The sequence below is a fragment of the Cellulomonas sp. KU4C genome (genome assembly GCF_056868065.1).
In genome coordinates this window covers 486,736-513,168 of the sequence record NZ_CP200322.1, presented here as the reverse complement: position 1 = coordinate 513,168, position 26,433 = coordinate 486,736, and the positions used below count along the sequence as shown (strand labels likewise).

The window sequence follows — 26,433 nt, the reverse complement described above, 5'->3', positions numbered from 1 at the left end:
GACCGGTGCACCCGGTTGTCGTCGCGGACCCGCCGCCGTGCGGGCCGGCGCCGGGCGCGGACGAGCCCCGCACGACCGGGTGGTCGTGCGGGGCTCGTCGGGTGGTGCCGGTGACTACTTGACCGTGTGGGTGGCCAGCGTCGTGTGGTCCGCGATCTTGTAGCCGGGCTTGCCGGACACGAGGCGGATCTCGACGACGTCGCCGGCCTTCAGGCCGGGCACGTCCTTGGTGAGGGTGGCGGTGCCGCCGTCGACGGCGGTGCTGCCGTAGTACGTCTTGCCCGCGTAGGTCTCGGACGTGTACTTGCCGTTGACGGTGAGCACGAGCCGCGACTCGGAGGCGTACGCGGACGAGGTCAGAGCAGCGCGCACGGTCGTGCCGTCGGTCGACACGGACGTGACGGCGTCGCGCTGCTCGGCGGTCAGGGACACCGCTCCGGTCACCTGGTGGGTGGCGACGACGGTGGTGGCCACGCCCTCGAACTTCTGGCCGGGCTTGCCCGGGACGCGCTCGAGGGTCAGGACGTCACCGGCGGCGACGGGGTGCCCGGTCTTGATGACCTGGGTGGATCCGTCAGCGGTGCGCGAGTGGGAGTAGTAGACGGTCCCGTTCGCGAACTCGTAGAGGTAGGCGCCGTTGTGCCGCACGATGTAGCGGTCCGAGGTGCGGAACGCGTCGGCCGACATGGTCGCGGCGATGTCGACGACACCGAACGACTCGGTGACCGAGAGCGACGGGACCGCGGGAGCCGCCGGCTCCTCGGGCTCGACGGGCTGCTCGGGCTCGGTCGGCTCGTCGAGGACGGTGCCGACGATCGAGCCGAGCTCGTGGTCCTTGGTGTCGCCGGACAGGTCCCAGATGATCGCGCCGCCGTAGTTGTTCTCCTTGATGAAGTCGACCTTCTCCTGCACGGAGCGGGCGTCGTCGTAGGTGAAGAACTCCTTGGTGGAGGCGTTGTACAGGTACGGGACCTTGGCCTCGTCGTCCCAGTACTTCGTGAAGGCCGGGTCCTGCTCCATCTGCTTGAGCTTGTACCAGGGGTTGGTGCCGGTGAACTGGCCGGCGTCGTCCCAGAGGCCGTGCACGGTGCCCTGGCCCGGGGCGCCCAGGCCGGGGAGGCCGGGGATCAGCTCGGTGGGCTCGACCCCGCCCCACGCACGGCCGTAGTACGGCACACCGACGAGCAGCTGCTGCTTGGGGATGCCGTGCACCTCGTGGAACTCGCGCATCGTGGACTCGATGTTGAGCTTCGCGTCGGTGTCGACCGCGTTGGCGTGCAGCGGGGAGTTGTGGCCCGTGACCGGGTCGAACGCGCCGTGGTAGTCGTACGACATCACGTTGACGGCGTCGACGAGGTCGACGATCACCTCGGGCTTGATGAACTGCATCTTCTTGTGGTTCGGCGTCACGGCGATGGTGACGGGGTAGTACTCGTCGTTCGCCTGGCCGAGCGCGGTGAGCTTCGAGCGGACCTCGGTCATGAGGTTCTCGAACTGGGCCGCGCCGCGGTCGTCGCTCGGGTACTCCCAGTCGATGTCGAGGCCGGTGAACCCGTGCTCGACCATGAAGTCGACCATCTTCTGGGCGATCTGCTCGGTCTTGGCCGGGGTCGAGGTCGCGTCCTCGAACTCGCCGTTCTCGGAGTTCGTCCAGCCGCCGATGGAGAGCATGTTCTCCACGCCGGCGCGCTCGGTCGCGTCGGCGACCTGCGCGTAGAGGCCGCCGTCCTTCTGCAGCGCGGCCCACTCGTCGGCCACGCCGATCGACCACTCGCCCGCACCGTCCTTGACCAGGAGCCCGAAGCCGTAGTTGAGGTGGGTGATCTTGTCGAGCGGGATGTCCTGCACGCCGTAGTTGTCGTGAGCCTCGTAGATGCCCCACTCGGGGAAGTAGCCCACGACCTTCTTCGCGGCGATGCTCTCCGCGCGCTCGGCCGCCTGGAACGCCTCCGCCTCGGCTCCGGTCCACGGCGTGAACTCGAACTCTCCGAGGATCGTGAGGTCGAGCTTCTTGACGAGCTTCCAGGCCTCGTTCTGCCCCGGGGTCTCGCCCGGGTTCACGTACCAGGAGTTGCTCCACAGGGCACCGTCGTGGCTCACGACGGTGTGCGCGGCGGAGTAGACCTTGGACGCGTCGTAGGCGACGGCCTTGAGCGCGTCCTCGTCGAGGTTCGCGACGGTGACCGTGCGCGTGCCGGTGAACTGCGTGTCCGGGGCGGCCTTGCTCCACGTCGCGCCGCCGTCGGCGGACCACATGTGCGCCGTGGTCAGACCGGCGATCGTGTTGGCGGAGTCGTCCGCGCTCAGCGCGGGGCCGGCGGCCGACGCGCCGGCGGCGAACGCGCCGCCCAGCAGCATGGTCGAGGCCAGGACGACGCCCAGCCCGCGGCGGGCGAGGCAGCGGGGGGTCTGCTTCTCGGTGAAAGAGCTCATGGTGTCCTTCTTGTCAGGAATGGAGTGACGCCGGGCCCGGCTCGGTGGCCGGGCTGCCGTCGTCTGCGTGGCTCCAGTCGAGCCCGGGACCGCGGCTGCGGGGCGACCTCGATGCGGCGGTGAGTGGTGCGTGGGCCGACGTTGAGTGCCGACCACGGGTGCCGCCCGGGGGCAGGGCGGGGGTGGGTAGGTAGCCTCAGCGGTCGGCGCGGCGGTCCGCCGCCCGTGGCGGGATACCCGCGCCGCCCTCGCTACCCTGGCGGGCGTGACGAACTCCCCGATGTCCCCCACACCCCGCGAGCAGCTGCGCGACCTGATCGTCGCGCTCGCCGTCGTGCGCGGCCGGGTCACGCTGTCCTCCGGGCGCGAGGCCGACTACTACGTCGACCTGCGCCGCGTGACCCTGCACCACCGCGCCGCCCCGCTGATCGGCCACGTGCTGCTCGACCGGCTCGAGGAGGTCGGGCTGGGCACGGCCGAGGTCGACGCGGTCGGCGGCCTGACCCTGGGCGCCGACCCCGTCGCGACCGCCCTGCTGCACGCCGCGGCGTCGCGCGGGCAGGACCTCGACGCGTTCGTGGTCCGCAAGGAGGCGAAGGCGCACGGGATGCAGCGCCGCATCGAGGGCCCCGACGTCGCGGGTCGCGCCGTCGTCGTGCTGGAGGACACCTCGACCACCGGGGCGTCGCCGATCGCCGCCGTCGAGGCCGCGCGCGAGGCGGGCGCCGACGTGCGCGGCGTCGCCGTCATCGTGGACCGGGACACCGGCGCGCGGGAGAAGATCGAGGCGCTGGGGGTGCCGTACCACTTCCTGTTCGACCTGTCGGACCTCGGCCTGGCCTGAGGGGTCCGCCCGGTCGACGTCCGGGCGAGCAGCCGGCGTCAGGCGGGTGGGGTGACCGCCCACTCCGGGACCCGGTCCACGAGGTCGGCGATCGAGTCGAGCACGTGGGTCGGGCGGAACGGGTAGCGCGCGACGTCGTCGGGGCGGGTCGAGCCCGTGAGCACGAGGAACGTGCGCAGGCCCGCCTCGATGCCCGCGACGACGTCGGTGTCCATCCGGTCGCCGATCATCGCGGTCGTCTCGGAGTGGGCGTCGATCCGGTTCAGCGCCGAGCGGATCATCATCGGGTTCGGCTTGCCGACGAAGTACGGCTGACGGCCGGTCGCGGCGGAGATCATCGCCGCGACCGCGCCCGTCGCGGGCAGGTCGCCCTCCTGGCTCGGGCCGGTGACGTCCGGGTTGGTCGCGATGAACCGGGCGCCGCCCTGGATCAGCCGGATCGCCCGGGTGATGGCCTCGAACGAGTACGTGCGGGTCTCGCCGAGCACCACGAAGTCGGGGTCCGCGGAGGTCAGCGTGTAGCCGGCCTCGTACAGCGCGGTGGTCAGCCCGGCCTCGCCGATCACGTAGGCGGACCCGCCGGGCTCCTGGTCGCGCAGGAACTGGGCGGTCGCCAGCGCGGACGTCCACAGCGACTCCTCGGGCACCTCGATGCCCGAGGACGCCAGCCGGGCGCGCAGGTCGCGGGGCGTGAAGATCGAGTTGTTCGTCAGCACCAGGAACGGGTGGTCGCCGTCGCGCAGCGCGCGGACGAACTCCGGCGCCCCCGGCAGCGCGGTGCCCTCGTGCACGAGGACGCCGTCCATGTCGGACAGCCACGAGGTGATCGGTCGGGGGGTGCTGTGCGTGCTCACTGGTCGAAGGCCTTCCGCTCGACGTCGGCGCGCTCGGCGGGCTCGTCGTACCGCGGGTCCCGGCCGTCGGCGCCGCCCGCGCGCCGCGCGGCCCGACGCCCGCGCCACAGCTCGATCGCGACGGGCACGACCGAGATCAGCACGATGAGCACCGCCAGCGCCTCGATGTTGTCCCGGACGAACGCGATGGTCCCGAGCAGGTAGCCGAGCACCGTCACGCCGACGCCCCACACGAACGCGCCGATCACGTTGTACGAGATGAAGGTCCGGTAGCGCATCCTCCCGACGCCCGCGGCGACCGGCGCGTAGGTCCGCACGATCGGCACGAACCGCGCCAGGATGACCGTCCGGCCGCCGTACTTGTCGAAGTACGCGTACGTCTGGTCGATGTACTGCTGCTTGAAGATCTTCGAGTCCGGGCGGTTGAACAGCCGCGGGCCCGCCTTGTGGCCGATGAAGTACGCCACCTGGTCGCCGAGGAACGCCGCCGCGAACAGCAGCAGGCACAGCAGCCACAGCGGGAAGTCGAGGGCCTCCTGCGCGACGAGCGCGCCCGCCGTGAACAGCAGCGAGTCGCCCGGCAGCAGCGGGAACAGCAGGCCCGTCTCGATGAACACGACCAGCACGATGCCGATCAGCGCGTACGAGCCGAACGACGAGATGAGGTGCTCGGCGTCGAGCCAGTCGGGCAGCAGGGCGGGCTGGACGCCGACGGCCGGGGCCAGGGCCGCGAGGGCGGACGAGAAGGGCATGCCGCCCAGGGTACGGCCCGGGTCCCGGGACCCCCGGCCCGTGCTGCGCGAGGATGGCGGTCGTGAACCCCGTCTCCCTCGGCACCCCGCTCACCCCCGGCGCCACCCGCGCCCTGCTGCTCGGCTCGGGCGAGCTGGGCAAGGAGGTCGCGATCGAGCTGCAGCGGCTCGGCGTGGAGGTCGTCGCCGTCGACCGCTACCCGCACGCACCCGCGATGCAGGTCGCGCACCGGTCGCACGTCGTCGACATGCTCGACCCGGACGCGCTGCGCGCCGTGCTCGACGCCGAGCGCCCGGACGTGGTCGTCCCCGAGATCGAGGCGATCGCCACGCAGGTGCTCGCCGACGTCGAGGCCACCGGCGTCCGCGTGGTGCCCACCGCCCGCGCCACGCGGCTGACGATGGACCGCGAGGGCATCCGGCGGCTCGCCGCCGAGGAGCTGGGGCTGGCGACCTCGCCGTACCGGTTCGTCGACACCCTCGACGACCTCCGGGCCGCCGTGACGGAGGTCGGGCTGCCGTGCGTGGTGAAGCCGGTGATGTCGTCCTCCGGCAAGGGCCAGTCGGTGGTCCGCACGGCGGACGACGTCGAGCCGGCCTGGACGGCCGCGCAGACCGGGGGCCGCGCGGTCGCCGACGGCGGGGCCGCCGTGCGGGTGATCGTCGAGGGCTTCGTCCGGTTCGACTCCGAGATCACGCTGCTCACCGTGCGGCACGCGGCCGGGACGACGTTCTGCGCACCCGTCGGGCACGTCCAGGTCGACGGCGACTACCGGGAGTCCTGGCAGCCCGCGCCCCTGCCCGCGGCGACGCTCGCCGCGGCGCAGCGGGTGGCCGCGACCGTCACCGAGGCGCTCGGCGGGTGGGGGCTGTTCGGGGTCGAGCTGTTCGTGGTCGGCGACGAGGTGCTGTTCTCCGAGGTCTCGCCCCGACCGCACGACACCGGGCTGGTGACCCTCGCGTCCCAGGACCTGTCGGAGTTCGCGCTGCACGCCCGGGCCGTCCTCGGGCTGCCCGCCGGCGAGGTCCTCGAGCTCGGCCCCGCGGCGTCCTGCGCCGTGCTCGCCGAGGGGACCGGTGTGCCGCGGTTCACGGGCGTCGAGGCGGCGCTCGCGGTGCCGACCGCGCAGGTCCGGCTGTTCGGCAAGCCCGCGGTGGCCGGACGGCGGCGGGTCGCCGTGACCGTCGCGCGCGGGGCCGACGTCGCGCAGGCGCGGGACCGTGCCCGAGCCGCGGCGGCGGCGCTGACCGTGACGCTGGACCCGGCGTGACCGGACCCCGGGACCCGGACGCGGCCGAGGGACCCGACGCGCCCGAGGTGCGGGACGCGCCCGACGCCCCCGAGGTCGGCGTCGGCCCCTGGCCCGGCGGCCCGGAGGCGTGGCCCGACGACCCCCGGTACGACCCCGAGCTGCTCGCGCACGGCGACCGCCGCAACGTCGTCGACCGCTACCGGTACTGGACCGTCGAGGCCGTCGTCGCCGACCTGGACACCCGCCGGCACCCGTTCCACGTGGCCATCGAGAACTGGGCGCACGACCTCAACATCGGCTCCGTGGTCCGCACGGCCAACGCGTTCAACGCCGCCGGGGTGCACGTCGTCGGCCGGCGCCGCTGGAACCGCCGCGGGGCGATGGTCACCGACCGCTACCTGCACGTCCACCACCACCCGGACGTCGCGCACCTGCTGGCCTGGGCCCGCGCCGCGGGGCTGCCTGTGATCGGCGTCGACAACGTCCCCGGGTCGGTGCCGCTCGGCGGCTACCCGCTGCCCGAGGCGTGTGTGCTGCTGCTCGGCCAGGAGTCGACCGGGCTGACCCCGGCCGCGCAGGAGGCCGCAGAGGCGGTCCTGCACATCGACCAGTACGGCTCGACGCGCTCGATGAACGCCGGCGCCGCCGCGGCGATCGCGATGCACGCCTGGGTGGTCCGGCACGCGGGGCCCCCACCCGCCTGACGCCGTCCGGGCGTCCGTGGGCAGGACGTCCCGGACGCCCTGCGCGCGACTCGTGCCAGACTTGGTGCGATAGCGAAAACCCCACTTCTTCTTTGGAGCCGCTGCGATGCCGATCGCCACCCCTGAGGTCTACGCCGAGATGATCGACCGGGCGAAGGCGGGCAAGTTCGCCTACCCGGCCGTGAACATCACCTCCTCCCAGACGATCACCGCCGCGCTGCAGGGCTTCGCCGAGGCGGAGTCGGACGGCATCCTCCAGGTGTCCGTCGGCGGCGCCGAGTACGCGTCGGGCTCCACGGTCAAGGACCGCGTCTCGGGCACCCGCGCCCTCGCGGCCTACGCGGCCGAGGTCGCCCAGGGCTACGGCATCACGGTCGCCCTGCACACCGACCACTGCGTCAAGAAGAACCTGGACTCCTGGGTCCGCCCGCTCCTGGCCCTCGAGGCCGAGGAGGTCAAGGCCGGCAAGAACCCGACCTTCCAGTCCCACATGTTCGACGGCTCGGACATCCCGCTGGACGAGAACCTCGTCATCGCCGCGGAGCTCCTCGAGCTGTCGCAGGCGGCCCGCACGATCCTCGAGATCGAGGTCGGCGTCGTCGGTGGCGAGGAGGACGGCCACGAGGCCGAGATCAACGAGAAGCTCTACACCACGGCCGAGGACGGCCTCGCGACGGTCCGCGCGCTCGGCGCCGGCGAGAAGGGCCGCTACCTGACGGCCCTCACCTTCGGCAACGTGCACGGCGTGTACAAGCCGGGTGCCGTCAAGCTGCGCCCGTCGATCCTGGCGGAGATCCAGAAGGCCGTCGGCGCGGAGATCGGCAAGACCGACCCGTTCGACCTGGTCTTCCACGGCGGTTCGGGCTCCACCGCCGAGGAGATCGCCGAGGCGGTCGACAACGGCGTCATCAAGATGAACATCGACACCGACACCCAGTACGCGTTCACGCGTCCCGTCGTCGGCCACATGTTCAGCAACTACGACGGCGTGCTCAAGGTGGACGGCGAGGTGGGCAACAAGAAGGCCTACGACCCGCGCGCCTGGGCAAGCTGGCCGAGGCCGGCATGGCCGCCCGCATCGTCGAGGCGTCGCAGCAGCTGCGGTCCGCGGGCAACAAGCTCCGCTGAGCACCCGCACCACGACGAGGGCCCGGTCACCGCGCGTGCGGTGACCGGGCCCTCGTGCGTGCGGGGGCGTTGCGTGCGAGGGGCCCGCGGGGTCAGACGCGGGGCTCGTCCTCGACGACGTCGAGGAGCTCGCCGATCCGGGTGACCTCCAGCAGGAACTGGACCGTCGGCGGGACGTGCAGCAGGCGCACCCGGTGCGGGGTGCGGCTGGTCAGGCGCGCGAGGAACGCGACCCCGGACGAGTCCATGAAGGTCACGTGGTGCGTGTCGACCTCGATCGGCACCCCCGCCTCCTCCGCGTCCGTGGTGGCCTGCGCCAGGTCGGGCCCGAGGTCCGCGTCGACCTCGCCCGACAGGACGATCGTCGTCCGGTCCGGGGACAGGATGACGTGGACCGAACCGGGCTCCCCGGCCGCGTCCCGCGGAGCGGGTACGGTCGGCGCGGAGGCGCCTGCGTCCCCCGGGTCCCCGGTGGGCCCGCCCGGCGGTGTGCTGTTACCGTCGCGCACGATGCTCCCTTCCGTCCGGGTGGCGGCCGCATCGGCCGCACCGGGTGTCTCGGCGTCGTCCGGTGGGTGGCTTCGCCGGACATGGCTCGCACGCTAGACGATCGGAGGCGGTGGTGGTCAACTCCACGCCCGGGACCGGCGAGGACGGGGCGCTCGACGGCCTGCGGCGCGCGCTGGAGCACGTGCAGGGGATGCCCGCCGTCGTCGCGGCCGCGCAGGAGCCCGACTGGCCCGTCGTCTGGGTCAACGAGGCCTTCACCCGGGCCACCGGGCTGACGCTCGCCGACGTCGCCGGGCCGGCCGCCGGCCTCGTCGCGATGTCCGCCGAGGACGGCTCCGGGCTGCGGCACCTCAGCGAGGCCGTGCAGGCCCGTCGCGCCACGTCCGCGCTGCTGCGGCTCCGGCGGGCCGGGGGCGACTGGTTCTGGTCCCGCACGCTCGTGACCCCGGTCGCGGCCGGAGGCGGCACGACGACCACGCACTGGGTCGCGGCGCTCGTCGACGTCACCGCCGAGGTGGACCACGACGCCGCGGTCGCCGCCGAGGTCGAGGTGGTGCGCCGGGAGAGCGAGGACCTCGCGCTGATCGCGACCGTCTCCGACCTGGTGATGGACCTCGACGACCCCGACGGCCTGCGCGCCATCGCCGAGCTGCTGGCCCGGCGGGTCGTCGCGTGGGCCGGGTTCTACGTCGACGACGACGGGCTGCACGCCGCGGACGGGATCGACACCAGCCGGGCGGGACGCGGTGCCGTCCGGCGCAGCGCGAGCGGCGGGGCGGGGCGGCCGGCGTTCGTGCGCGGGCGGGGGACGCCGGGCCAGGACCCCGTGCAGCGGCTGCTCGACGGCGAGGGGGAGGGGGCGGTGTTCCCGCTCGACCTCGACCTCGACGCCCCGCACGCCCCGGGGTCAGCGTCCGCGTGGCTCGTCGCCGACCTGCGCGACCGCCTCGGCCCGGACGTCGACCCCGAGCACGTCGCCGTGCTCCCGCTCCCCGGGCGGCACCGGGTGCTGGGGCTGCTCGTCGTCGTCGCCGCACCCACGGTGCCCCCGGGCCGGCCCGCGCCCACCCGCGGCGGCCTGGACGAGCGCATCCGCACCATCCTGTCGCTGACCGCGCGGCGCGTCGGGCTCGCGATGGAGAACGTGCGGCTCTACGCCCGCGAGCACCGGGTCGCCGAGACCCTGCAACGGGCGATGCTGCCCGAGCAGGCCGAGGTCGACGGGCTCGACGTGTGGTCCTACTACGCGCCGAACGTCGTCTACGCGCAGGTCGGCGGCGACTGGTACGACGTCGTGCAGGTCTCGCGGGACGTCGTCGGGGTGGTCATCGGCGACGTGGTCGGCCACGACGTCGAGGCCGCCGCGGCGATGGGGCAGCTGCGGTCCGTCGTGCGCGCCTACGCGTTCGAGGTCACCGAGCCCGGTCCCGTCCTCGAGCGCGTCGACCAGCTGGTCGGCGGCATGCGCATCCCGCGGTCGGCGGGCCTGGTGCTGTCCACCCTGACGCGGCGCGGCGCCGAGGACGGTGCGTGCCCGACCTGGCACCTCGCGTACTCGCGCGCCGGCCACCTGCCCGCCGTCCTCGTGCGGGACGGCGCGGCGACGCTGCTCGACGGGGCCGGTGGCGCCCTGATCGGCTTCGGGGACGGCCGCCGCTCGACCGCGGCCCTGGACCTGCGGCCGGGCGACGTCCTCGTCTTCTACACCGACGGCTTGATCGAGCGCCGCGACCGGTCGCTCCTCGACGGGCTCGCCGCGCTGCGGGCCGTCGCCGAGGGCGCCACCGCCGTCGACTCCGCCGGCATCGGCGAGGAGCTGCTCGCGCGGCTCGCGGACCGGCCCGAGGACGACGTCGCGGTCGTCGTCGTGCGGGTCCCCGACCTCACGGACACCTCCGGGCACGGCGGCAACGTCCGCAGCCGCCGCTGGCAGCTCCCCGGTGAGCCGGCGTCCATCGCCCGGGCGCGGCACGCCGTCGTGCGGACCTGCCACGCCTGGCAGCTCGGCGACGCCGGGAACGCCGAGTCGTCGTGTCGGAGCTGGTCGCCAACGCCGTGCTGCACGGCTGGGGCCGCGTGACCCTGCGCCTGCACGACACCGGCGACGGCCTGCGGATCGAGGTCGAGGACTCCAACCCGACGCCGCCCGTCGCGACCGAGGGCCACCCGGGACGGATCGGCGGGTTCGGGATGCGGATCGTCGAGCAGCTGGCCGACTGGGGCTGGCGGCCCTCGCGCGGCGGCAAGCTCGTGTGGGCGCGGGTGCGGCCGACGGAGCGCTGACCGGGGTCTGGGCGCTGACCGGGGTCTAGCGGGAGGCGTCCGTCGGGAGGTCGGCCTCGTCGGTCGACTCGGCGGCGGTGCTGCACCGGTGCTCCGCGTCGATCCGGAACAGCTCGAGCGCGCCGCAGATCTCCAGGACGAACAGGTCCCGCGGGTCCGCGCCGCGCAGCACCGTCGCACCGCCGCGCTTGCGGCTCGCGTCCGCCAGCGAGATGAGGAACGCGGCACCCGTGGAGTCCATGAACGTCACGTCGCACATGTCGATCACCAGCAGCTGCCGGCGCAGCCCGACGACGCGCGCGGCGATCTCCGGGAACTGGTCGCGCTCGGCGAGGTCGAGATCACCGGCGATGACGAGCGTCGTCGTCGCAGCCGAGGTCGCGATCTCGATCATGGGGGGGTCCTCCGGACGCGGACGGGCAGGCTGACCGACTGTAACCACCCGCCCGGCGGGTCCGCACCCGCTCGCGGCTGCCACACTGGGCGGATGACCGGTGCGAACCTCCTCGAGCCCGAGCCCACCCGCCTGCCCGTGGGGGCCGACGCCGACGCCCGGGCGGTGCTCGCGCGCGGCGGCGACCTGCGCGACGCCGCCCGCGAGGTGCCGACGTCCTCGCTCGCGTGGGCCCTGCTCGCCGAGCACGCGCTGGCCGACGACGGCGACCCGGTCGCCGCCTACGCGTTCGCCCGCACCGGCTACCACCGCGGCCTCGACGCGCTGCGGCGCGCCGGCTGGCGGGGCCGCGGGCCCGTGCCCGCCGAGCACGAGCCCAACCAGGGGTTCCTGCGGGCGCTGCTCGCGCTGGCCGAGGCCGCCGAGGCGATCGGCGAGGACGACGAGGCGCAGCGCTGCACGCAGTTCCTCACCGACTCGGGCACGTCCGCGGCGGAGGTCGCCGAGCTGCGCTGAGTCCGCGAGGGCCGTCGCGATCGGCACCGCGCCGCCCGTGTCGACGCGGGCCGACGCGCGCCGAGCCGCGGACCCGCCCGACGTCGGGCGGGCCGCTCCGGTAATCTTCCGGAGGAACCGGGGTGCCTGCCGTCCGGTACCCGGACCTCCCGCGACCGAGCCACCCGCTCGGTGCCGCGCGGGCGGGCCGCCGCCGGGCAGGGTGGGAGTGGTGATCACATGCCGGCCGTCGTGGTGCTCGGGACCCAGTGGGGTGACGAGGGCAAGGGCAAGGCGACCGACCAGCTCGGCTCGCGGATCGACTACGTCGTGAAGTTCAACGGCGGCAACAACGCCGGGCACACGGTCGTCATCGGCGGCGAGAAGTACGCCCTGCACCTGCTGCCGTCCGGCATCCTGTCGCCGGGCGTCGTCCCGGTGATCGGCAACGGCGTCGTCATCGACATCGAGGTGCTGTTCGAGGAGATCGACGCCCTCGAGGCCCGCGGCGTGTCCGCCGAGCGGCTGCTGGTGTCGTCCGCCGCGCACGTCATCGCGCCGTACCACCGCACGCTCGACAAGGTCACCGAGCGGTTCCTCGGCAAGCGGAAGATCGGCACCACCGGGCGCGGCATCGGCCCCGCGTACGCCGACAAGATCAACCGCGTCGGCATCCGCATCCAGGACCTGTTCGACGAGAAGATCCTCCGGCAGAAGGTCGAGGGCTCCCTCGACCAGAAGAACCACCTGCTGGTGAAGGTCTACAACCGCCGCGCGATCACCGTCGACGAGGCCGTCGAGGACCTGCTGCGCTACGCCGAGCGGCTGCGCCCGTACGTCGCGGACACCCCGCTGGTGCTCAACCAGGCCCTCGACGCCGGCAAGACGCTCGTGTTCGAGGCCGGCCAGGCGACGATGCTCGACATCGACCACGGCACCTACCCGTTCGTCACGTCGTCCTCGGCGACCGCGGGCGGCGCGTGCACCGGCTCCGGCATCGGCCCGACCCGGATCGACCGCGTCGTCGGCGTCGCGAAGGCCTACACCACCCGCGTCGGCGAGGGCCCGTACCCCACCGAGCTGTTCGACGAGGACGGCGAGTGGCTGCGGCAGACCGGCGGCGAGTTCGGCACCACCACCGGGCGGCCGCGCCGCACCGGCTGGTACGACGCCGTCGTGGCGCGGTACTCGAGCCGCGTGAACGGGCTCACGGACCTGGTCGTGACCAAGCTCGACGTGCTCACCGGCCGGGACAGGATCCCCGTCGCGGTGGCGTACGACGTCGACGGCCGCCGGTTCGACGAGATGCCGGACGACCAGAGCGACTACCACCACGCGAAGCCGGTCTACGAGTACCTCGACGGCTGGTCCGAGGACATCTCCCAGGCCCGTGAGCTGTCCGACCTGCCCGTGAACGCGCAGCGGTACCTCACGCACCTCGAGGAGATCTCCGGCACCCGCATCTCGGCCGTGGGCGTGGGCCCGGGCCGTGAGGCGACCGTCGCGATCCACGACCTGCTCGGCTGACCCGCAGGCCGCTCGCGCGCGGTGGGGCCGGTCGTCACCCGACCGCCGGCTCCGCCGCGTCGACGTCCCGCTGGCGCACCACCGCGAGCGGGTGGACGAGCGTGACCAGGGACAGCGCGGTCGCGCCCAGCAGCGCCGCCGCCAGCCCCCAGCGCTCGGCCGCAGCGCCGGCGAGCAGCGCACCGACCGGCATCAGGCCGTAGGCGAGCGCCCGGCCCGCGCCGCCGACCCGGCCGAGCATCGCCGGTGCGACGAGTCGCTGGCGCATCGACTGGGAGAGCACGTTGCCGACGGTGCTGGTGAGGCCGATCGCGAGGAACGCCGCGGCCACCGCCGCCGGGTACGGGGCGGCGACCGGCACCACGAGCAGCAGCGCCATCGCCACCCAGCAGCCGAGCAGCAGCCGGACCTCGCCCACGCGCCGGAGCAGCGGCTCGACGAGCAGCGACCCGCCGAGCGCCCCGGTCGCGAGGGCGACGCCGAGCAGCGGGTACGTGGTCGGGGTCATCCCGACCCGCGAGCCCGCGCCGACGACCCAGAGCACCAGGAGGGTCGTGTAGCCGGTGAAGCACATGTTGAGCACGCTCCCGGCGACCAGCAGCGGGCGGAGCACCGGGTGGTGGAGCAGGAAACCGACACCCTCGCGGGCCTCGTCGAACGCGCGCCGGGCCGGTCGGACCGGGGTCGTCGCGGCGCGCTCGTGCCGGTAGCGGCCGGGGACGCCGCGCAGCAGCGTGACCACCGCGAGCACCGCCAGCGCGGCGGGCAGGCCGAACGCCCACGCCGCGCCCAGGGCGAGCGCCGCGCCCCCGAGCGGCCCGCCCACGAACGAGCCGGCGACCTGCTGCGCCGCGACGACCCGGCCGTTCGCCGCCTGCAGCCGGGACCGGGGGACGACGTCGGGCACGAGGGCGGACTGCGCCAGGTCGGTGAGCACGTCGGTGACGCCGTACGCCAGGACGAGCAGCAGGAGGGCGGGGACCGTCATCCGCCCGGTGGCCGCGAGGGCGACCGCGCCGCCGAGCAGCGCCGCGCGGGCCAGCAGGGCCGCCACCTGGACCCGACGGCGGTCGTACCGGTCGACGACCACCCCGCCCGGGACGCCCAGCACGAGCCAGGGGAGCCAGGCCAGTGCGGTGACGAGGGCGATCTGCCCGGGTGAGCGGGTCAGGGTCAACGCGTAGAGGGGGACGACGGTCTGCACGACGCCGTCGCCGAGGTTGGCGAGCGTCGTGGCGGCGAGCAGGGCGCGGAACCGGTGGCCGAGGGGCTCGACGGTCGTGGTCGTGGTGGGGCCTGAGCGTGGCATGGGTCCTCGCGTAGAGTGGGCAGAGGAAGTTATGCAAAGAAGTCTCTGCAAAGGTATCTCTGCACATGGACGACGTCAACGCCCGCCCGCCCCGCTCCGTCGGTGCCGACGCCCTCAAGGCCTTCACCCACCCGCTGCGGCGCGCCATGGTCGACCACCTCCAGGCGCACGGCCCCGCCACCGCGACCCAGCTCGCGCGCGCCCTCGGGGAGAGCACCGGCCAGACCAGCTACCACCTGCGTCAGCTCGAGCGGCACGGGTTCGTCGAGGACGACCCGGAGCACGCCGGCGGGCGGGAGCGCTGGTGGCGCGCCGTCGCGTTCTGGGTCGACGGCGTCGCCGTCCGCCAGGAACCCGGGGGCGCCGAGGTCGTCGCCTCCACCCAGCAGTGGGCCGTCGCCGAGCGCCTGCGCGTGCTGACCCGCTGGGTCGAGACCGTCGAACCCGACCCCGCGTGGGCCGGCGTCGGCAGCAGCGCCCGCGCCACCGGCGAGCTGACCGTCGCCGAGGCCGAGGCGCTGACCGGGGAGCTCGAGGCCGTCGTGCGGCGGCACCTCGAGGCGGCGCGGGACGCTGCGGCGCGGGACGAGGGGGTGGGGGACCGGCCGGTGGACCGGCGGCGGGTGCGGGTGTACCTCGACGTGCTGCCCCTGCCCACCGACTGACCCGCCCCCGCCGGCCCGTGCGCGTGGTCGGTAGGGTCGGCGGCGTGAAGATCCTCGTCGTCGGAACCGGTGCCCGCGAGCACGCCCTGGTCCTCGCCCTGTCCCGCGACCCCCAGGTCGCCGAGCTGCACGCCGCGCCCGGCAACCCCGGCATCGGCGCGCTCGCCACGCTGCACGCCGTCGACCCCCTCGACGGCGCGGCCGTCGCGGCGCTCGCCGGGCGGATCGGCGCCGACCTCGTGGTCGTCGGGCCCGAGGCCCCGCTCGTCGCCGGGGTCGCCGACGCGGTCGCCGCCGCGGGGATCCCGGTGTTCGGCCCCACCGCCGCCGCCGCGCGGCTCGAGGGGTCGAAGGCGTTCGCCAAGGAGGTCATGGCCGCTGCCGGCGTGCCGACCGCCGACCCCGTCGTCGTCACCGACCCCGACCGGGCCGCCGCCGCCCTCGACACCTTCGGGGCGCCCTACGTCGTCAAGGACGACGGCCTCGCCGCCGGCAAGGGCGTCGTCGTCACCGAGGACCGCGCCGCCGCGCTCGAGCACGCCCTCGCCTGCTTGGCCAAGCCCGGCGGCCGCGTCGTCGTCGAGGACTACCTCGACGGTCCCGAGGTGTCGCTGTTCGTCCTGTCCGACGGCACGCACGTCGTACCGCTCGTGCCCGCGCAGGACTTCAAGCGCGTCGGTGACGCCGACACCGGCCCCAACACCGGCGGCATGGGCGCCTACACCCCGCTGCCGTGGGCGCCCGCCGGGCTCGTCGACGAGGTCGTCGCGCAGGTCGCGCAGCCCACCGTCGACGAGATGGCGCGGCGGGGGACCCCGTTCGCCGGGGTGCTCTACTGCGGGCTCGCGCTGACCAGCCGCGGGATGCGCGTCGTCGAGTTCAACGCGCGGTTCGGCGACCCGGAGACGCAGGTCGTCCTCGCGCGCCTCGCGACGCCGCTCGCCGGGGTGCTGCTCGCCGCCGCCACCGGACGGCTCGCCGCGCTCCCGCCGCTGGAGTGGCGCGACGACGCCGCCGTCACCGTCGTCGTCGCGTCGCACGGGTACCCCGAGGCGCCGCGCACCGGCGACGTGATCACCGGGCTCGACGACGCCGCCGCGGTCGACGGGGTGCACGTGCTGCACGCCGGGACCGCCGCGGGCCCCGACGGGGCGGTCGTCTCCGCCGGGGGTCGGGTGCTCAGCGTCGTCGGCACCGGGCCCGACCTCGCAGCCGCACGGGCTGCGGCGTACGCCGGGGTCGAGCGGATCGGGCTCGACGGGTCGCACCACCGGTCGGACATCGCGCGGGCCGCCGCGGAGGGCTGAGGCCGGGCGCGCGCCGGGCGGGGCGTGTGGTGCGTCCGGGCTGTTCGGCTCGGTGAGCGGGGGCCCAACCCTCCACAGGGAGGTCGCCTGCGCGTCGTCCCCAGGTGCGCGGGCGTAGGCCGCCGTGAGCGGGCGGACGCTCCTACGGTGACGGCATGGCACCCGACCCGCACGGACCCGAACCCGAGGCGTCGCCCGACGCCCGGGCGGGGAGCCCGTTCGCGGTCGAGGACGAGCGCGAGACGCGGTTCGCCCACCGGCTCGCCGCGCTGCCCGCCGGCGTACCGCTGCTGACCGAGATCGAGCAGCTCGACCTCGAGGGGCTCACCGCGTTCGAGCGCGTCGAGGTCGTCGTCGCCGCCGGCCGCCTCGAGGCGCTGGCCCACGCGCTCAAGGCCCGCGCCGCCGCGGCGCTCGACCGGCACCCGGACATGCGACCGCCGCGCAGCCGTCCGCTGCCCGGGACCGCGCTGGTCTCCCGGCACCTGACCGCGGCCACCCTCGCGATGCGCCTCCAGACCAGCACGGGCGAGGCGGACACCCTGGTCCGCGAGGGCACCGCCTACGCCGGGGTGCTCGCGGACACGGGCGCCGCGCTGTCCGACGGGCAGATCGACGTGCCCCGGGCCCGCGCGATCGTGCGCGGGCTCGCCGACGAGCCGGCGTCCGTCGCCCTCGCCGCACAGGAGCTGGTCCTGCCCCGCGCACCCGGACGCACGCCTGCGCAGGTGCGGCAGGACGTCGAGCGGGCGCTGAACCAGGTCGACGGCGAGCACGCGGTGGACCGGCACCGCGACGCCCGCCGTGGCCGTGCGGTCTCGCGGCCGCGCATGCTGCAGCACGGCATGGCGGGCACGTGGCTCGTCCTCCCCGCAGTCGCCGCCGTGCAGGTCGACGCAGCGCTCGACGCCGCCGCCCGCCGAGCGCTCTCCGCCGGGGACGAGCGGACCTTCGACCAGCTGCGCGCGGACGAGCTCTGCGACCGGGTGCTCGGTCGGGCCGGCGCTCCCGGTGCCGGAGACCAGGCCGTGCGCGCTGCGGCGCGGACGCTGCGCGACGGCGCGTTCGAGCTGCTGGATCCCGCGGAGGGTGACGTGCCGGAGGCGATCACCAGCCGGGGCGGCTCCTCCGGGTGGGACGAGACCCGCGCCCGGGTCCTCGTCACCGTGCCGCTCTCGACGCTGATGGACCTCGACGACCAGCCGGGAGAAGCTCGAGGGGTTCGGACCCGTCGACGCCGTCCAGGCGCGGGCGCTCGCCCTCGGCGGGGTCTGGCGGCGGGTCGTCACCGACGACCTCTCGGGCACCGTGCTCGACGTCGGACGCACCACCTACCGCCCGCCCGCCGCCCTCGCCGAGCACGTCCGGGTCCGCGACCGCACCTGCGTCGCACCGGGATGCAGCGTGCCCGCGTGGCGCTCGGACTTGGACCACACCGAGGAGTGGGACAGGCCGCGCGAGGGCGATCCCCCGCGCCCGCCGGGGGCGACCGCAGCCGCCAACCTCGGGCCGCTCTGCCGGCACCACCACCGGCTCAAGACCACCGGGGCGTTCGCGCTCCGGCAGCGCACCGCCGGCGAGTTCGACTGGCGCACCCCGACCGGCCACAGCTTCCGGGTGCACCCCGGGACGGACGCGCCGGTCGTCCACCTCACCGCGCCGCAGCCCGAGGCGCCACCACCGTTCTGACCGGGTGGTCCTCGGGCGCGCGACCGCTCAAGCCAGGGTCAGCACGCCCAGCAGCGCGACCGCCGCACCCAGCAGCATCGACACGGTGATCAGCACCAGGTGCACGGTGAGGAACCGCGTGGGACGGCCCGCCGCGTCGCGGGCACGGGGGTCCTTCGCGATCCGGGCGCCGAACCGCGGCCAGACGAGCAGGCTCCAGAGGCCGGCGACGATCAGGACCACGGACCAGGCGACAGGGAAGCTCCATGCGGGCGAGTATGCCCGGTGCGACCTGCGGCAGGATGTCCACCATGACCGCACCCGCGCTGCCCGGCTGGACGCACACCTACTCGGGCAAGGTCCGCGACCTGTACGTCCCGGACACGACGCAGGCGGCAGGTGCCGCCGTCGCCGAGGCGCACGGCGACGTGGTGCTCGTCGTCGCGAGCGACCGGGTCAGCGCGTACGACCACGTGCTCAACCCCGGCATCCCCGGCAAGGGCGTGGTGCTCACCCAGCTGAGCCTGTGGTGGTTCTCGCAGCTCGAGGACCTCGTGCCGAACCACGTCGTGAGCGCCGTCGCGCCGGACGTGCCGGCGGTGGTGCTCGGCCGGGCGATGGTCTGCCGACGGCTGGAGATGTTCGCCGTCGAGTGCGTCGCCCGTGGCTACCTGACCGGGTCGGGTCTCGCGGAGTACCGGGCCGGTGGATCGGTCACCGGCATCTCCCTGCCCGACGGGCTGGTCGACGGCTCGCGGCTGCCGGAGCCGATCTTCACGCCGGCGACGAAGGCAGAGCTGGGGGAGCACGACGAGAACGTGAGCATCGACGTGGTCGCGGACGTGCTCGGTCGGGAGCGCGCCGAGCAGCTGCGGGACCTGACGCTCGCGGTCTACGCGCGCGCCGAGGGAGTGGCGCGCGAGCGCGGGGTGATCCTCGCGGACACGAAGCTCGAGTTCGGTCTGGACCCGGTGACGGGAGCAGTGACCCTGGGCGACGAGGTGCTGACGCCGGACTCGTCGCGGTTCTGGCCGGCGGACTCCTGGGAGCCCGGGCGGGCGCAGGAGAAGCTTCGACAAGCAGTACGTCCGGGACTGGCTGACGTCGGCGGCCTCCGGCTGGGACCGCGACGGTGACGTCGAGCCGCCGCTGCTGCCCGAGAACGTCGTCGAGCGCACCCGGGACCGCTACCTCGAGGCGTACGAGCGGCTGACCGGCACGGCGCTCTCGCTCTGAGGGGAACGCCTCTGGCGCTCGGGCCGACCCGGTCGGTAGGTTAGGCTTGCCTCATCGTTGCGACGCCGACGTCGGTCCGCGAGCCTGGGGCTCCCTCCGACGCGCGCTCGTCGCCCTTCCTCGGATCGGAGCACCTCCGTGCACGCTCGCACGTCCCTCCCGCGCCCTGCCGCGCGACGCGGCCTGGCCGTCGTCGCTGCCCTCGGTGCCGCGGCCCTGACGCTGACCGCCTGCAGCGGCGGTGACGACTCCGCGGACGACGCGGGCCCTGCTGACGAGACCGCGGCCGCGTCGGACGCGTTCCCGGTGACGATCGAGTCGTCGCTCGGTGAGGCGACGATCGAGCAGAAGCCGGAGCGGGTCGTCGCGCTCGGCTGGGGCGCGGCCGACATCGCGTACTCGCTCGGCACGACGCCGGTCGGCATCGAGTCGGACGACTGGGCGGGCGACGAGGACGGCTACCAGCCGTGGTTCCGCGACGCGCTCGAGGCGGACGGCGTGGAGCTCCCTGAGACGATCACGATGTACCCGGAGCTGGACGTCGAGGCGGTCATCGCCCTCGAGCCCGACCTCATCCTCGCGACGCAGTCGGGCATCGACCAGGCGACGTTCGACCAGCTGTCGGACTTCGCGCCGGTCGTCGCCTACCCGGGCGACGCGTGGGCCACCTCGGTGGAGGACCAGATCACGATCGCCGCGCAGGCGCTGGGTGAGCCGGACGAGGGTGCCGAGCTGATCGAGGGCATCCAGGCGGAGTACGACGCCGTCAAGGCGGAGCACCCGGAGTTCGCGGACGTCACGTACGCGTACGTCTACGGCGGCGACCAGCCCGGCTCGCTGGGCGTCTACATGCCGGGCGACACCCGGGTGGCGCTGCTGTCGAGCCTGGGTCTGCAGCTCGCGCCGTCGGCGGCGGCGCTGGAGCCGGACCAGGGGTCGTTCTACGCGACGCTCGGCCTGGAGAACGCGGACACGCTGGACGACGTGCAGGTGCTGTTCACCTGGTTCAACGACGAGGACGAGCAGGCGGCGACCGAGGCGCAGCCGCTGTGGCAGCAGATGCCCGCGTTCGCGTCGGGCGTGTACCTGCCGATGATCGACCGGCAGCTCGGCATGGCCGTGACCGTCGCGACGCCGCTGAGCGTGCCGTACGCGCTGGACGCGTACGTGCCGCAGATCGCGGAGGTCGTCGCGAAGGTCTCCTGACCTCGGGTGCCACCCGGCAGCCCGGCGGCCGACCCCACGTGACAAGCCAGTGACCGACGTCGTCGCGACCCCGCGAGCCCCGCGCAGCACCGCGCGGGGCTCGCGGTCGCGCGCGTGGCTGCTCGCGGCGGGGCTGGTGGCGGCCGTGGCGCTGCTGGTGCTGGCCTGCGGGCTGAGCGTCGCGGTCGGCTCGAAGTCCGTGCCGCTGGGCGAGGTGTGGTCGGCGTGGCTCCACCCGGACGACGGCTACACCTCGGCGGTCGTGCAGTCGCGGCTGTCCCGGACGGTGCTGGGGGTGCTGGCGGGTGCGGCGCTGGCGGTCTCGGGCGCGGTGATCCAGGGTCTGACCCGCAACCCCCTGGGCGACCCGGGTCTCCTGGGGGTGAACGCGGGCGCGTCGGCGTCGGTGGTGGTCGTGACGGCCCTGGCCGGCGGGACCGCGGGGCGCTCCGTCTGGGCGGCGCTGCCGGGCGCGGTGCTGGCGACGGTCGCGGTGTACGTGATCGGCTCGGGCGGGCCGCGCGGACGGGCGACGCCGGTGCGGCTGGTGCTGGCGGGGTCGGCGATCGCAGCGGTGCTGGTGGCGCTGGTGCAGGCGGTGACGCTCGCAGACCCGGAGGTGTTCTCGACGTACCGGTTCTGGGTGATCGGGTCGTTGGCGGGCCGCCCGGACGGCACGGTGGGGCTGGTGGTCCCGTTCGTGGTCGCGGGGCTGGTGCTGGCGGGTCTGCTGGCGCGGGGGCTGAACGCGCTGGCGCTCGGCGACGAGACGGCGACGACGCTGGGCCTGAGCTCGGGCCGGACGCGGGCGCTGGCGGGGACGGCGGCGACGGTGCTCGCGGCGGCGTCGGTCGCGGCGGTGGGGCCGGTGGCGTTCGTCGGGCTGGCGGTGCCGTTGACGGTGCGGGCGTTCACGGGCTCGGACCACCGGTGGCTGCTGCCGTACTGCGCGCTGCTGGGTCCGGTGCTGCTGCTCGGCGCGGACGTCGTCGGCCGGGTCGTGGCACGTCCCGGGGAGCTGATGGTCGGGGTGGTGACGGCGTTCGTCGGTGCCCCGTTCCTGGTGGTGGCCGTGCGCCGTGGGCGGGTGGGGCTGTGAGGGTCGCGGTCCGGGTGAGCCGGCGGCCGGTGGTGGTGTGCCTGGTGGCGCTGGTCGTCGTGGTGCTGCTCGCGCTGGTGACGGTCGCGGTGGGCGACCTGGGGATCTCCCCGGCGGAGCTGCCGGCGGTCCTGGCGGGTGACGGGTCGAAGGCGCAGGAGTGGGTGCTGTGGTCCAACCGGGCGCCGCGGATCGGGGTGGCGGTCGGCGCGGGGGCGGCGTTCGGCGTGGCCGGGGCGATCTTCCAGAGCGTCACCCGCAACCCGCTCGGCAGCCCGGACATCATCGGGCTGGGGTCGGGCGCGGCGGCGGGTGCGGCGGCGGCGACGCTGGTCTGGCCCGGCGTGGTGCCGGGTCCGGTGGGGGCGCTGGTCGGCGCGGGGGTCGCGGTCGCGCTGGTGCTGCTCGGGGCGGGCCGGGGGGTGAAGGCGCCGTTCCGGATGGTCGTGGTGGGCATCGCGATCGGGGCGATGGCCCTCGCGTTCGTGCAGCTCGCGCTGGCGCGGGCGACCACCGAGGAGGCGCAGACGGTCGCGGCGTGGCTCAACGGCAGCCTGCTGTCGCGCAACGCCGGGCACGTCACGACGATCGCGCTGGCGCTCGTGGTGCTGCTGCCGCTCGCGCTGTCGCTGACCCGGCGGCTGCAGCTCGTGGAGATGGGCGACGACGCGGCGACGGCGCTCGGTGTGGCGCCGGGTCGCACGCGCTCGCTCGCGATCGCGGTCGGGGTGGCGTTGACGGCCGCGGCGGTGAGCGTGTGCGGCCCGGTGTCGTTCATCGCGCTGACGGCGCCGCAGATCGCGCGCCGGGTCACCCGGTCGACGGGGCCGGGCATGATGGCGGCGGCGTGCACGGGCGCGGTGCTGCTGGTCGCCGCGGACCTCCTGGCCCAGCACGCGCCGTGGGGCGTGCAGTACCCCGTCGGGGTGCTGACCGCGCTGCTCGGTGGCTCGTACCTCGCGTACCTCCTGGTGCGCGAGTGGAGGAAGGGGACGGCATGACCGCCACGACGACCGCACCGCTCGCGACCGACGGGGTGACGCTCGCCTACGACCGTCTGGTCGTCGCGCAGGACCTGTCGGTCGAGATCCCGGCGGGGTCGTTCACGGTCATCATCGGGCCGAACGGCTGCGGCAAGTCGACGTTGCTGCGCGCGCTGGCCCGGACGCTGAAGCCGCGCGCCGGCCGGGTGCTGCTCGACGGGCAGCCGATGGCGCAGCTGCGCACCCGCGCGATCGCGCGGAGGCTGGCGCTGCTCCCGCAGAGCCCGATCGCGCCGGAGGCGATCACGGTCGGCGACCTGGTCGCGCGGGGCCGGTACCCGCACCAGGGCCTGCTGCGGCAGTGGTCGCCGCAGGACGCGCGGGCGGTCGCGGTGGCGATGGCGGCGACCGAGGTCACGGACCTCGCGGAGCGGTACGTGTCGGACCTGTCGGGTGGGCAGCGGCAGCGCGCGTGGCTGGCGATGGCGCTCGCGCAGGAGACGGACCTGCTGCTGCTCGACGAACCGACGACGTTCCTGGACATCGCGCACCAGTACGAGGTGATGGACCTGTGCGCCCGGCTGCACGAGGAGGGTCGGACGCTGGTGGCGGTGCTGCACGACCTGAACCAGGCGGCGCGGTACGGGTCGCACGTGATCGCGATGCGCGGGGGCCGGGTCGTGGCGCAGGGCCCGCCGGAGCAGGTCGTGACGGAGGCGCTGGTCCGTGACGTCTTCGGCCTGGCCGCGCGCGTGGTGCCGGACCCGGAGACGGGGACGCCGATGGTCGTCCCGGTGGCCCGCGACGCGCACGTGCGGCACGGGACCGACCGGGGCTGACCCGCCGGCCCGGTCGGCCCGCCCCGGGCTCTGCGGCTCAGGCCGGGGCGAGGACGACGACCGGCTCGCTGGTCGGCTGCTCGGACCCGCCGGCGGGTTCGACGGTGAGCGCGAGCGCGTCGCCGGTGCGGTAGGCGTCGGTGCCGATCTCGAGGGTGCCGTCGACGACCCCGGTCGTGCCGCCGCGCAGCGGGACGCCGTCGCGCATGACCCAGAGCTGGTAGACCTCGTCGGTGCCGGGGGCGGTGACGCCGGTGGCGGTGACGATCGCCGCGTCGGCGGTGACGACCGCGACGGCGGTGCCGCCGGAGGTGACCGCGGCGGACGCGACGCGAGCGCCCGGCTCGGCGAGCAGCTCGGTGAGCCGGTCGGCGCGGGCCTGGACCTCGGTCGCGCGCTGCGCCTGCTGCCAGGCGATGGTGCTCGGGACGGCCACGGCGAGGGCGACGACGAGCGCCGCGGCGAGCGTCGCCAGCCGGCGCCGACGGCGGGTGCCGCGCCCGGCGGGGCGGGTGGCGGTGGCGGGCGCGGACCCGGGCCGGGTGGACGACGGCCCGGCGGACGTCCCGGCGGGCGGCACCGCGTGCGCGGGTGCGACGTGCGGCCGTGCGCCGGGGGTGCCGGTCCCGGCGTCGGTCGCACCGGCCTGCGGGGTGCGCGCGACGAGGTCGAGCACGGCGTCGCGGACGGCGGCGGGGGGCTCGACGGCGACGGCCGCACCGAGGACGGCGGCGGTCTCGCGCAGGGAGCGGGCCTCGCGGGCCGCGTCGGTGTCGCGGGCGATCAGGTCGTCGACGGCGGCGCGGTCGGCGTCGTCGAGGGCGTCCAGCGCCCAGGCGCCAATCAGCTCGCGGGTGGCGGCGTCGTCGGACCGTCGGTCGCCGGGCCGCGGGTCGCCGGGGCGGGGGGCGGTGGGGTCGGTCACGCCGCCACCCCCAGGCAGTCGCGCAGGCGGGTGAGGCCGTCGCGGATCCGGCTCTTCACGGTGGGCAGGGGGGCCTCCAGCCTCTCGGCGACCTCCCGGTAGGTGCGCCCGTCGTAGTAGGCGAGGACGACGGCCTCGCGCTGGGTGTCGGTGAGGCCGCCCAGGCAGTGCCGGACGCGCTGGGCCTCGAGGTTGGTCTCGGCCTGCTCGGAGACGACGTCGAAGTCCCGGGGGCGGTCGGCGTCGAGGACGGCCTGGTCGCGGTTGCGCTGGGCCTGCACGGAGCGGACGCGGTCGACCGCCCGGCGGTGCGCCATCGTGGTCGCCCACGCGCGGGCCGAGCCGCGTCGGGCGTCCCAGCGGGACGCGGTGCGCCAGATCTCCACCATGACCTCCTGGGTGACCTCGGCCGCGTGATCGGGATCGCGCAGGACGGCGAGGGCCGTGCCGTGCACGGCGGGGGACAGCATGTCGTACAGCGGGCCGAACGCGTCGCGGTCGCCGTCGGCGACCCGGGCGAGGGCGTCGTCGGCCGTCGCGGGCGCGGTGCTGCGGGTACCGGGGGAGGACACCTGCGACATCCTGCCGCACGGACCGGTGCTCGGCCGGGGGAGCGCGGTCACGCCCCCACGGCCGCAGGGGCGTGGCGCCGGCCCGGCGGGGAGAGGGCCGGCGCCACGCGTCTGCGGGGAGCTCGTCAGCGTGCGGTCACTTGACGAGCGCGGCGGCCAGCGAGTCGATCGCGCCGGCGAGGGTCGAGACGTGCATCCCGAGCCCGGCGGCGACGTCGTCGGCGGGCAGCTCGCCGTCGCTGATCGTCGAGAAGAACTCGCCGGCGGGGCCGCGGTAGCCGTCGAGGTCCTGCAGGGCCTGCTGGCGGGCGTCCTCGTCGCCCGTGGCGTCGGCCACGGCGTAGTCGACGAAGAACCCGATGTGCTCGCGCCACAGGTCGAGGAACGCGGCGCCGTTCTCGTCGCCGGCCAGCGAGGACACGGCCTCGGAGAGCTGCACGGAGTTGGCGTCGAGCGTGGCGGCCGCCGCGGTGAACGCGGGGGACTCCACGCCGCCCTCGGCGGTGTAGGCCGTGAACACGGCGTACGAGGCCAGGTAGACGTGCTCCTGGAGCATCGCGGTGAGGTTCGCCCGCAGGGTCGAGGCGTCGTCCATCGCGTCGCCGGACAGGCCGGCGCCGGCGGCGAGGCCGGTGGCGATGGTCGCGGCGTCCATGCCGACGTGGTCGGCGGCGGCCTTGAGCGTGTCGGACGCGGTCGGCTCGCCCGCGGCGAGCGCGTCGATCGCGGCGGACATCGTGCTCACGTGCATGGCGAGCGCCTCGGTGACGGCGGCGGCGGGCAGGTTGCCGGCGCTGATCTGCTCGAAGAACGCCCCGGCGTCGACGGTGTACGTCGCGAGCTCGGCCTGGGCGGCGGCCGCGGCGGCGGTGTCCCCGGACTTCACGGCGACGGCGTAGTCGACGAAGTAGCCGATGTGCGCGTCCCAGACCTGCTGGAACGTGGCACCGGCGTCGTCGCCCGCGAGGGAGGCGATCGCGTCGGTCATGTCGGCGGTGTTGCCGTCGAGCGCGGCCTTCGCGGCGGCGAACTCGTCGGAGTCGGCGCCGGCGGTGTAGGCCGTGGCGACGCCGATGCCGGTCAGGTAGACGTGCTCCTGGAGCAGGGCGGTCAGCGCGGACCGCAGGGTGGCGGCGTCGGAGTCGACCTCGCCGGCGGTGCCGGTCGCCGCGGCCAGGCCGGTGGCGAGCGTCAGGCCGGTCTCGGGCATGTGCTGGGCGGCGGTACGGGCGTCGGCGAACGGGTCACCGGTGCTGACCGGCTCGACCGCGCCGGTGCCCATGTCCATGCCGTCCATGCCGTCGGCCGAGGACGACGCGGACGGCATGCTGCTGCCGGTCGACGTGTCCTCGCTGCTGCTGCAGGCGGCCAGGGTCAGGCTCAGCGTCAGTCCGGCGGCCATCGCGGCCACGGCGTAGGTGCTGCGGGTGCGTCGCATCATCGCTCC

General features: G+C 75.0%; 24 protein-coding genes and 2 pseudogenes. 16 read left to right on the top strand and 10 right to left on the bottom strand.

The features are described from left to right. Positions 1–114 precede the first annotated feature (114 nt). Positions 115–2,433 carry a glycoside hydrolase family 18 protein gene (locus AC1VL8_RS02420; RefSeq protein WP_483073987.1) on the bottom strand — a complete coding sequence of 773 codons (2,319 nt, stop codon included), beginning with the start codon at positions 2,431–2,433 and terminating at the stop codon, positions 115–117. Positions 2,434–2,713: 280 nt separating this feature from the next. Here AC1VL8_RS02420 and pyrE point away from each other — a divergent pair, with 280 nt between their 5' ends. Then, complete coding sequence (gene pyrE, locus AC1VL8_RS02415) at positions 2,714–3,277, top strand: orotate phosphoribosyltransferase (protein ID WP_483076172.1); 564 nt, start codon at positions 2,714–2,716, stop codon at positions 3,275–3,277. A gap of 38 nt (positions 3,278–3,315) precedes the next feature. Here the strand turns inward: pyrE and AC1VL8_RS02410 are convergent, their stop codons facing one another. Both AC1VL8_RS02410 and AC1VL8_RS02405 read right to left on the bottom strand, forming a co-directional pair. Next, positions 3,316–4,083, bottom strand: a complete 768-nt coding sequence (locus AC1VL8_RS02410) for an HAD-IIA family hydrolase (protein ID WP_389232601.1) — start codon at positions 4,081–4,083, stop codon at positions 3,316–3,318. 44 nt (positions 4,084–4,127) lie between these two features. Beyond that, entirely contained in the window at positions 4,128–4,883 is a 756-nt protein-coding gene (locus AC1VL8_RS02405; RefSeq protein ID WP_483073986.1) for a VTT domain-containing protein, read from the bottom strand. Between the two features lie 62 nt (positions 4,884–4,945). On the opposite strand from AC1VL8_RS02405, the gene purT reads away from it, so the two are divergent. The 3 genes and pseudogenes from purT to fbaA all read left to right on the top strand — a co-directional run bounded on the left by purT (position 4,946) and on the right by fbaA (position 7,968). After that, positions 4,946–6,154, top strand: a complete 1,209-nt coding sequence (gene purT / locus AC1VL8_RS02400; protein ID WP_483073985.1) for a formate-dependent phosphoribosylglycinamide formyltransferase — start codon at positions 4,946–4,948, stop codon at positions 6,152–6,154. Then, entirely contained in the window at positions 6,151–6,840 is a 690-nt protein-coding gene (locus tag AC1VL8_RS02395; protein ID WP_483073984.1) for a TrmH family RNA methyltransferase, read from the top strand. The genes purT and AC1VL8_RS02395 overlap by 4 nt, the downstream gene beginning before the upstream one ends. A gap of 106 nt (positions 6,841–6,946) precedes the next feature. Next, positions 6,947–7,968 (top strand): annotated as a pseudogene (fbaA, locus tag AC1VL8_RS02390) (class II fructose-bisphosphate aldolase). 92 nt (positions 7,969–8,060) lie between these two features. Here fbaA and AC1VL8_RS02385 read toward each other — a convergent pair. Continuing rightward, positions 8,061–8,477, bottom strand: coding sequence for an STAS domain-containing protein (locus tag AC1VL8_RS02385; protein ID WP_483073983.1), 417 nt, complete (start codon positions 8,475–8,477; stop codon positions 8,061–8,063). A 110-nt stretch (positions 8,478–8,587) separates the two neighbouring features. On the opposite strand from AC1VL8_RS02385, the gene AC1VL8_RS02380 reads away from it, so the two are divergent. Further along, entirely contained in the window at positions 8,588–10,558 is a 1,971-nt protein-coding gene (locus AC1VL8_RS02380) for a SpoIIE family protein phosphatase (RefSeq protein ID WP_483073982.1), read from the top strand. Continuing rightward, the gene (locus AC1VL8_RS02375; RefSeq protein ID WP_483073981.1) at positions 10,510–10,761 is read left to right on the top strand and encodes an ATP-binding protein; all 252 of its coding nucleotides are present in this window, start codon (positions 10,510–10,512) and stop codon (positions 10,759–10,761) included. Before AC1VL8_RS02380 ends, AC1VL8_RS02375 begins: the two co-directional genes overlap by 49 nt. Before the next feature lie 25 nt (positions 10,762–10,786). Here AC1VL8_RS02375 and AC1VL8_RS02370 read toward each other — a convergent pair whose 3' ends face one another. After that, positions 10,787–11,155 carry an STAS domain-containing protein gene (locus AC1VL8_RS02370; protein WP_483073980.1) on the bottom strand — a complete coding sequence of 123 codons (369 nt, stop codon included), beginning with the start codon at positions 11,153–11,155 and terminating at the stop codon, positions 10,787–10,789. 93 nt (positions 11,156–11,248) lie between these two features. Here AC1VL8_RS02370 and AC1VL8_RS02365 point away from each other — a divergent pair, with 93 nt between their 5' ends. Together AC1VL8_RS02365 and AC1VL8_RS02360 are read left to right on the top strand one after the other, a co-directional pair. Continuing rightward, entirely contained in the window at positions 11,249–11,671 is a 423-nt protein-coding gene (locus AC1VL8_RS02365; protein WP_389231867.1) for a DUF3151 domain-containing protein, read from the top strand. A 219-nt stretch (positions 11,672–11,890) separates the two neighbouring features. Continuing rightward, positions 11,891–13,177, top strand: coding sequence for an adenylosuccinate synthase (locus AC1VL8_RS02360; RefSeq protein WP_389231865.1), 1,287 nt, complete (start codon positions 11,891–11,893; stop codon positions 13,175–13,177). 34 nt (positions 13,178–13,211) lie between these two features. On the opposite strand, the gene AC1VL8_RS02355 is transcribed toward AC1VL8_RS02360, so the two are convergent. Beyond that, on the bottom strand, positions 13,212–14,486 hold the full coding sequence (locus tag AC1VL8_RS02355) for an MFS transporter (RefSeq protein WP_483073979.1): 1,275 nt from the start codon (positions 14,484–14,486) through the stop codon (positions 13,212–13,214). Between the two features lie 65 nt (positions 14,487–14,551). Between AC1VL8_RS02355 and AC1VL8_RS02350 the strand changes: the two genes are divergently transcribed. The 3 genes from AC1VL8_RS02350 to AC1VL8_RS02340 all read left to right on the top strand — a co-directional run bounded on the left by AC1VL8_RS02350 (position 14,552) and on the right by AC1VL8_RS02340 (position 18,236). Further along, positions 14,552–15,151, top strand: coding sequence for an ArsR/SmtB family transcription factor (locus AC1VL8_RS02350; RefSeq protein ID WP_483073978.1), 600 nt, complete (start codon positions 14,552–14,554; stop codon positions 15,149–15,151). A 44-nt stretch (positions 15,152–15,195) separates the two neighbouring features. Then, positions 15,196–16,458 carry a phosphoribosylamine--glycine ligase gene (gene purD / locus AC1VL8_RS02345; protein WP_483073977.1) on the top strand — a complete coding sequence of 421 codons (1,263 nt, stop codon included), beginning with the start codon at positions 15,196–15,198 and terminating at the stop codon, positions 16,456–16,458. Between the two features lie 155 nt (positions 16,459–16,613). Then, on the top strand, positions 16,614–18,236 hold the full coding sequence (locus tag AC1VL8_RS02340; RefSeq protein ID WP_483073976.1) for a DUF222 domain-containing protein: 1,623 nt from the start codon (positions 16,614–16,616) through the stop codon (positions 18,234–18,236). On the opposite strand, the gene AC1VL8_RS02335 is transcribed toward AC1VL8_RS02340, so the two are convergent. Then, positions 18,175–18,369: an SCO4848 family membrane protein gene (locus tag AC1VL8_RS02335; RefSeq protein WP_483073975.1), complete on the bottom strand. Its 195-nt coding sequence runs from the start codon at positions 18,367–18,369 to the stop codon at positions 18,175–18,177. The two genes, AC1VL8_RS02340 and AC1VL8_RS02335, sit on opposite strands and share 62 nt — an antisense overlap. 35 nt (positions 18,370–18,404) lie before the next feature. Here AC1VL8_RS02335 and AC1VL8_RS02330 point away from each other — a divergent pair. The 5 genes and pseudogenes from AC1VL8_RS02330 to AC1VL8_RS02310 all read left to right on the top strand — a co-directional run bounded on the left by AC1VL8_RS02330 (position 18,405) and on the right by AC1VL8_RS02310 (position 23,489). After that, positions 18,405–19,362, top strand: a pseudogene (locus AC1VL8_RS02330) (phosphoribosylaminoimidazolesuccinocarboxamide synthase). 138 nt (positions 19,363–19,500) lie between these two features. After that, entirely contained in the window at positions 19,501–20,568 is a 1,068-nt protein-coding gene (locus AC1VL8_RS02325) for an iron-siderophore ABC transporter substrate-binding protein (protein ID WP_483073974.1), read from the top strand. Between the two features lie 49 nt (positions 20,569–20,617). Beyond that, a complete protein-coding gene (locus AC1VL8_RS02320; RefSeq protein WP_483073973.1) occupies positions 20,618–21,667 on the top strand; it encodes a FecCD family ABC transporter permease in 1,050 nt (349 codons plus the stop codon). Then, positions 21,664–22,668, top strand: coding sequence for a FecCD family ABC transporter permease (locus tag AC1VL8_RS02315; protein ID WP_483073972.1), 1,005 nt, complete (start codon positions 21,664–21,666; stop codon positions 22,666–22,668). The genes AC1VL8_RS02320 and AC1VL8_RS02315 overlap by 4 nt, the downstream gene beginning before the upstream one ends. Beyond that, positions 22,665–23,489, top strand: a complete 825-nt coding sequence (locus tag AC1VL8_RS02310; RefSeq protein ID WP_483073971.1) for an ABC transporter ATP-binding protein — start codon at positions 22,665–22,667, stop codon at positions 23,487–23,489. Before AC1VL8_RS02315 ends, AC1VL8_RS02310 begins: the two co-directional genes overlap by 4 nt. Positions 23,490–23,526: 37 nt before the next feature. Here AC1VL8_RS02310 and AC1VL8_RS02305 read toward each other — a convergent pair whose 3' ends face one another. From AC1VL8_RS02305 to AC1VL8_RS02295, 3 genes are all read right to left on the bottom strand, one after another. After that, positions 23,527–24,414 carry an anti-sigma factor gene (locus tag AC1VL8_RS02305; RefSeq protein ID WP_483073970.1) on the bottom strand — a complete coding sequence of 296 codons (888 nt, stop codon included), beginning with the start codon at positions 24,412–24,414 and terminating at the stop codon, positions 23,527–23,529. Beyond that, complete coding sequence (gene sigK / locus AC1VL8_RS02300; RefSeq protein WP_483073969.1) at positions 24,411–24,995, bottom strand: ECF RNA polymerase sigma factor SigK; 585 nt, start codon at positions 24,993–24,995, stop codon at positions 24,411–24,413. Before sigK ends, AC1VL8_RS02305 begins: the two co-directional genes overlap by 4 nt. 127 nt (positions 24,996–25,122) lie before the next feature. Next, complete coding sequence (locus tag AC1VL8_RS02295) at positions 25,123–26,424, bottom strand: hypothetical protein (RefSeq protein WP_483073968.1); 1,302 nt, start codon at positions 26,422–26,424, stop codon at positions 25,123–25,125. Between the last annotated feature and the right edge of the window lie 9 nt (positions 26,425–26,433).

Excerpts from the sequence above, each read along its gene's own strand:
- AC1VL8_RS02420 (WP_483073987.1), bottom strand. The coding sequence starts at position 2,433 with ATGAGCTCTTTCACCGAGAAGCAGACCCCCCGCTGCCTCGCCCGCCGC.
- pyrE (WP_483076172.1), top strand. The coding sequence starts at position 2,714 with ATGTCCCCCACACCCCGCGAGCAGCTGCGCGACCTGATCGTCGCGCTC.
- AC1VL8_RS02410 (WP_389232601.1), bottom strand. The coding sequence starts at position 4,083 with ATGGACGGCGTCCTCGTGCACGAGGGCACCGCGCTGCCGGGGGCGCCG.
- AC1VL8_RS02405 (WP_483073986.1), bottom strand. The coding sequence starts at position 4,883 with ATGCCCTTCTCGTCCGCCCTCGCGGCCCTGGCCCCGGCCGTCGGCGTC.
- AC1VL8_RS02370 (WP_483073980.1), bottom strand. The coding sequence starts at position 11,155 with ATGATCGAGATCGCGACCTCGGCTGCGACGACGACGCTCGTCATCGCC.
- AC1VL8_RS02365 (WP_389231867.1), top strand. The coding sequence starts at position 11,249 with ATGACCGGTGCGAACCTCCTCGAGCCCGAGCCCACCCGCCTGCCCGTG.
- AC1VL8_RS02360 (WP_389231865.1), top strand. The coding sequence starts at position 11,891 with ATGCCGGCCGTCGTGGTGCTCGGGACCCAGTGGGGTGACGAGGGCAAG.
- AC1VL8_RS02355 (WP_483073979.1), bottom strand. The coding sequence starts at position 14,486 with ATGCCACGCTCAGGCCCCACCACGACCACGACCGTCGAGCCCCTCGGC.
- AC1VL8_RS02350 (WP_483073978.1), top strand. The coding sequence starts at position 14,552 with ATGGACGACGTCAACGCCCGCCCGCCCCGCTCCGTCGGTGCCGACGCC.
- AC1VL8_RS02340 (WP_483073976.1), top strand. The coding sequence starts at position 16,614 with ATGGCACCCGACCCGCACGGACCCGAACCCGAGGCGTCGCCCGACGCC.
- AC1VL8_RS02310 (WP_483073971.1), top strand. The coding sequence starts at position 22,665 with ATGACCGCCACGACGACCGCACCGCTCGCGACCGACGGGGTGACGCTC.
- sigK (WP_483073969.1), bottom strand. The coding sequence starts at position 24,995 with ATGTCGCAGGTGTCCTCCCCCGGTACCCGCAGCACCGCGCCCGCGACG.
- AC1VL8_RS02295 (WP_483073968.1), bottom strand. The coding sequence starts at position 26,424 with ATGCGACGCACCCGCAGCACCTACGCCGTGGCCGCGATGGCCGCCGGA.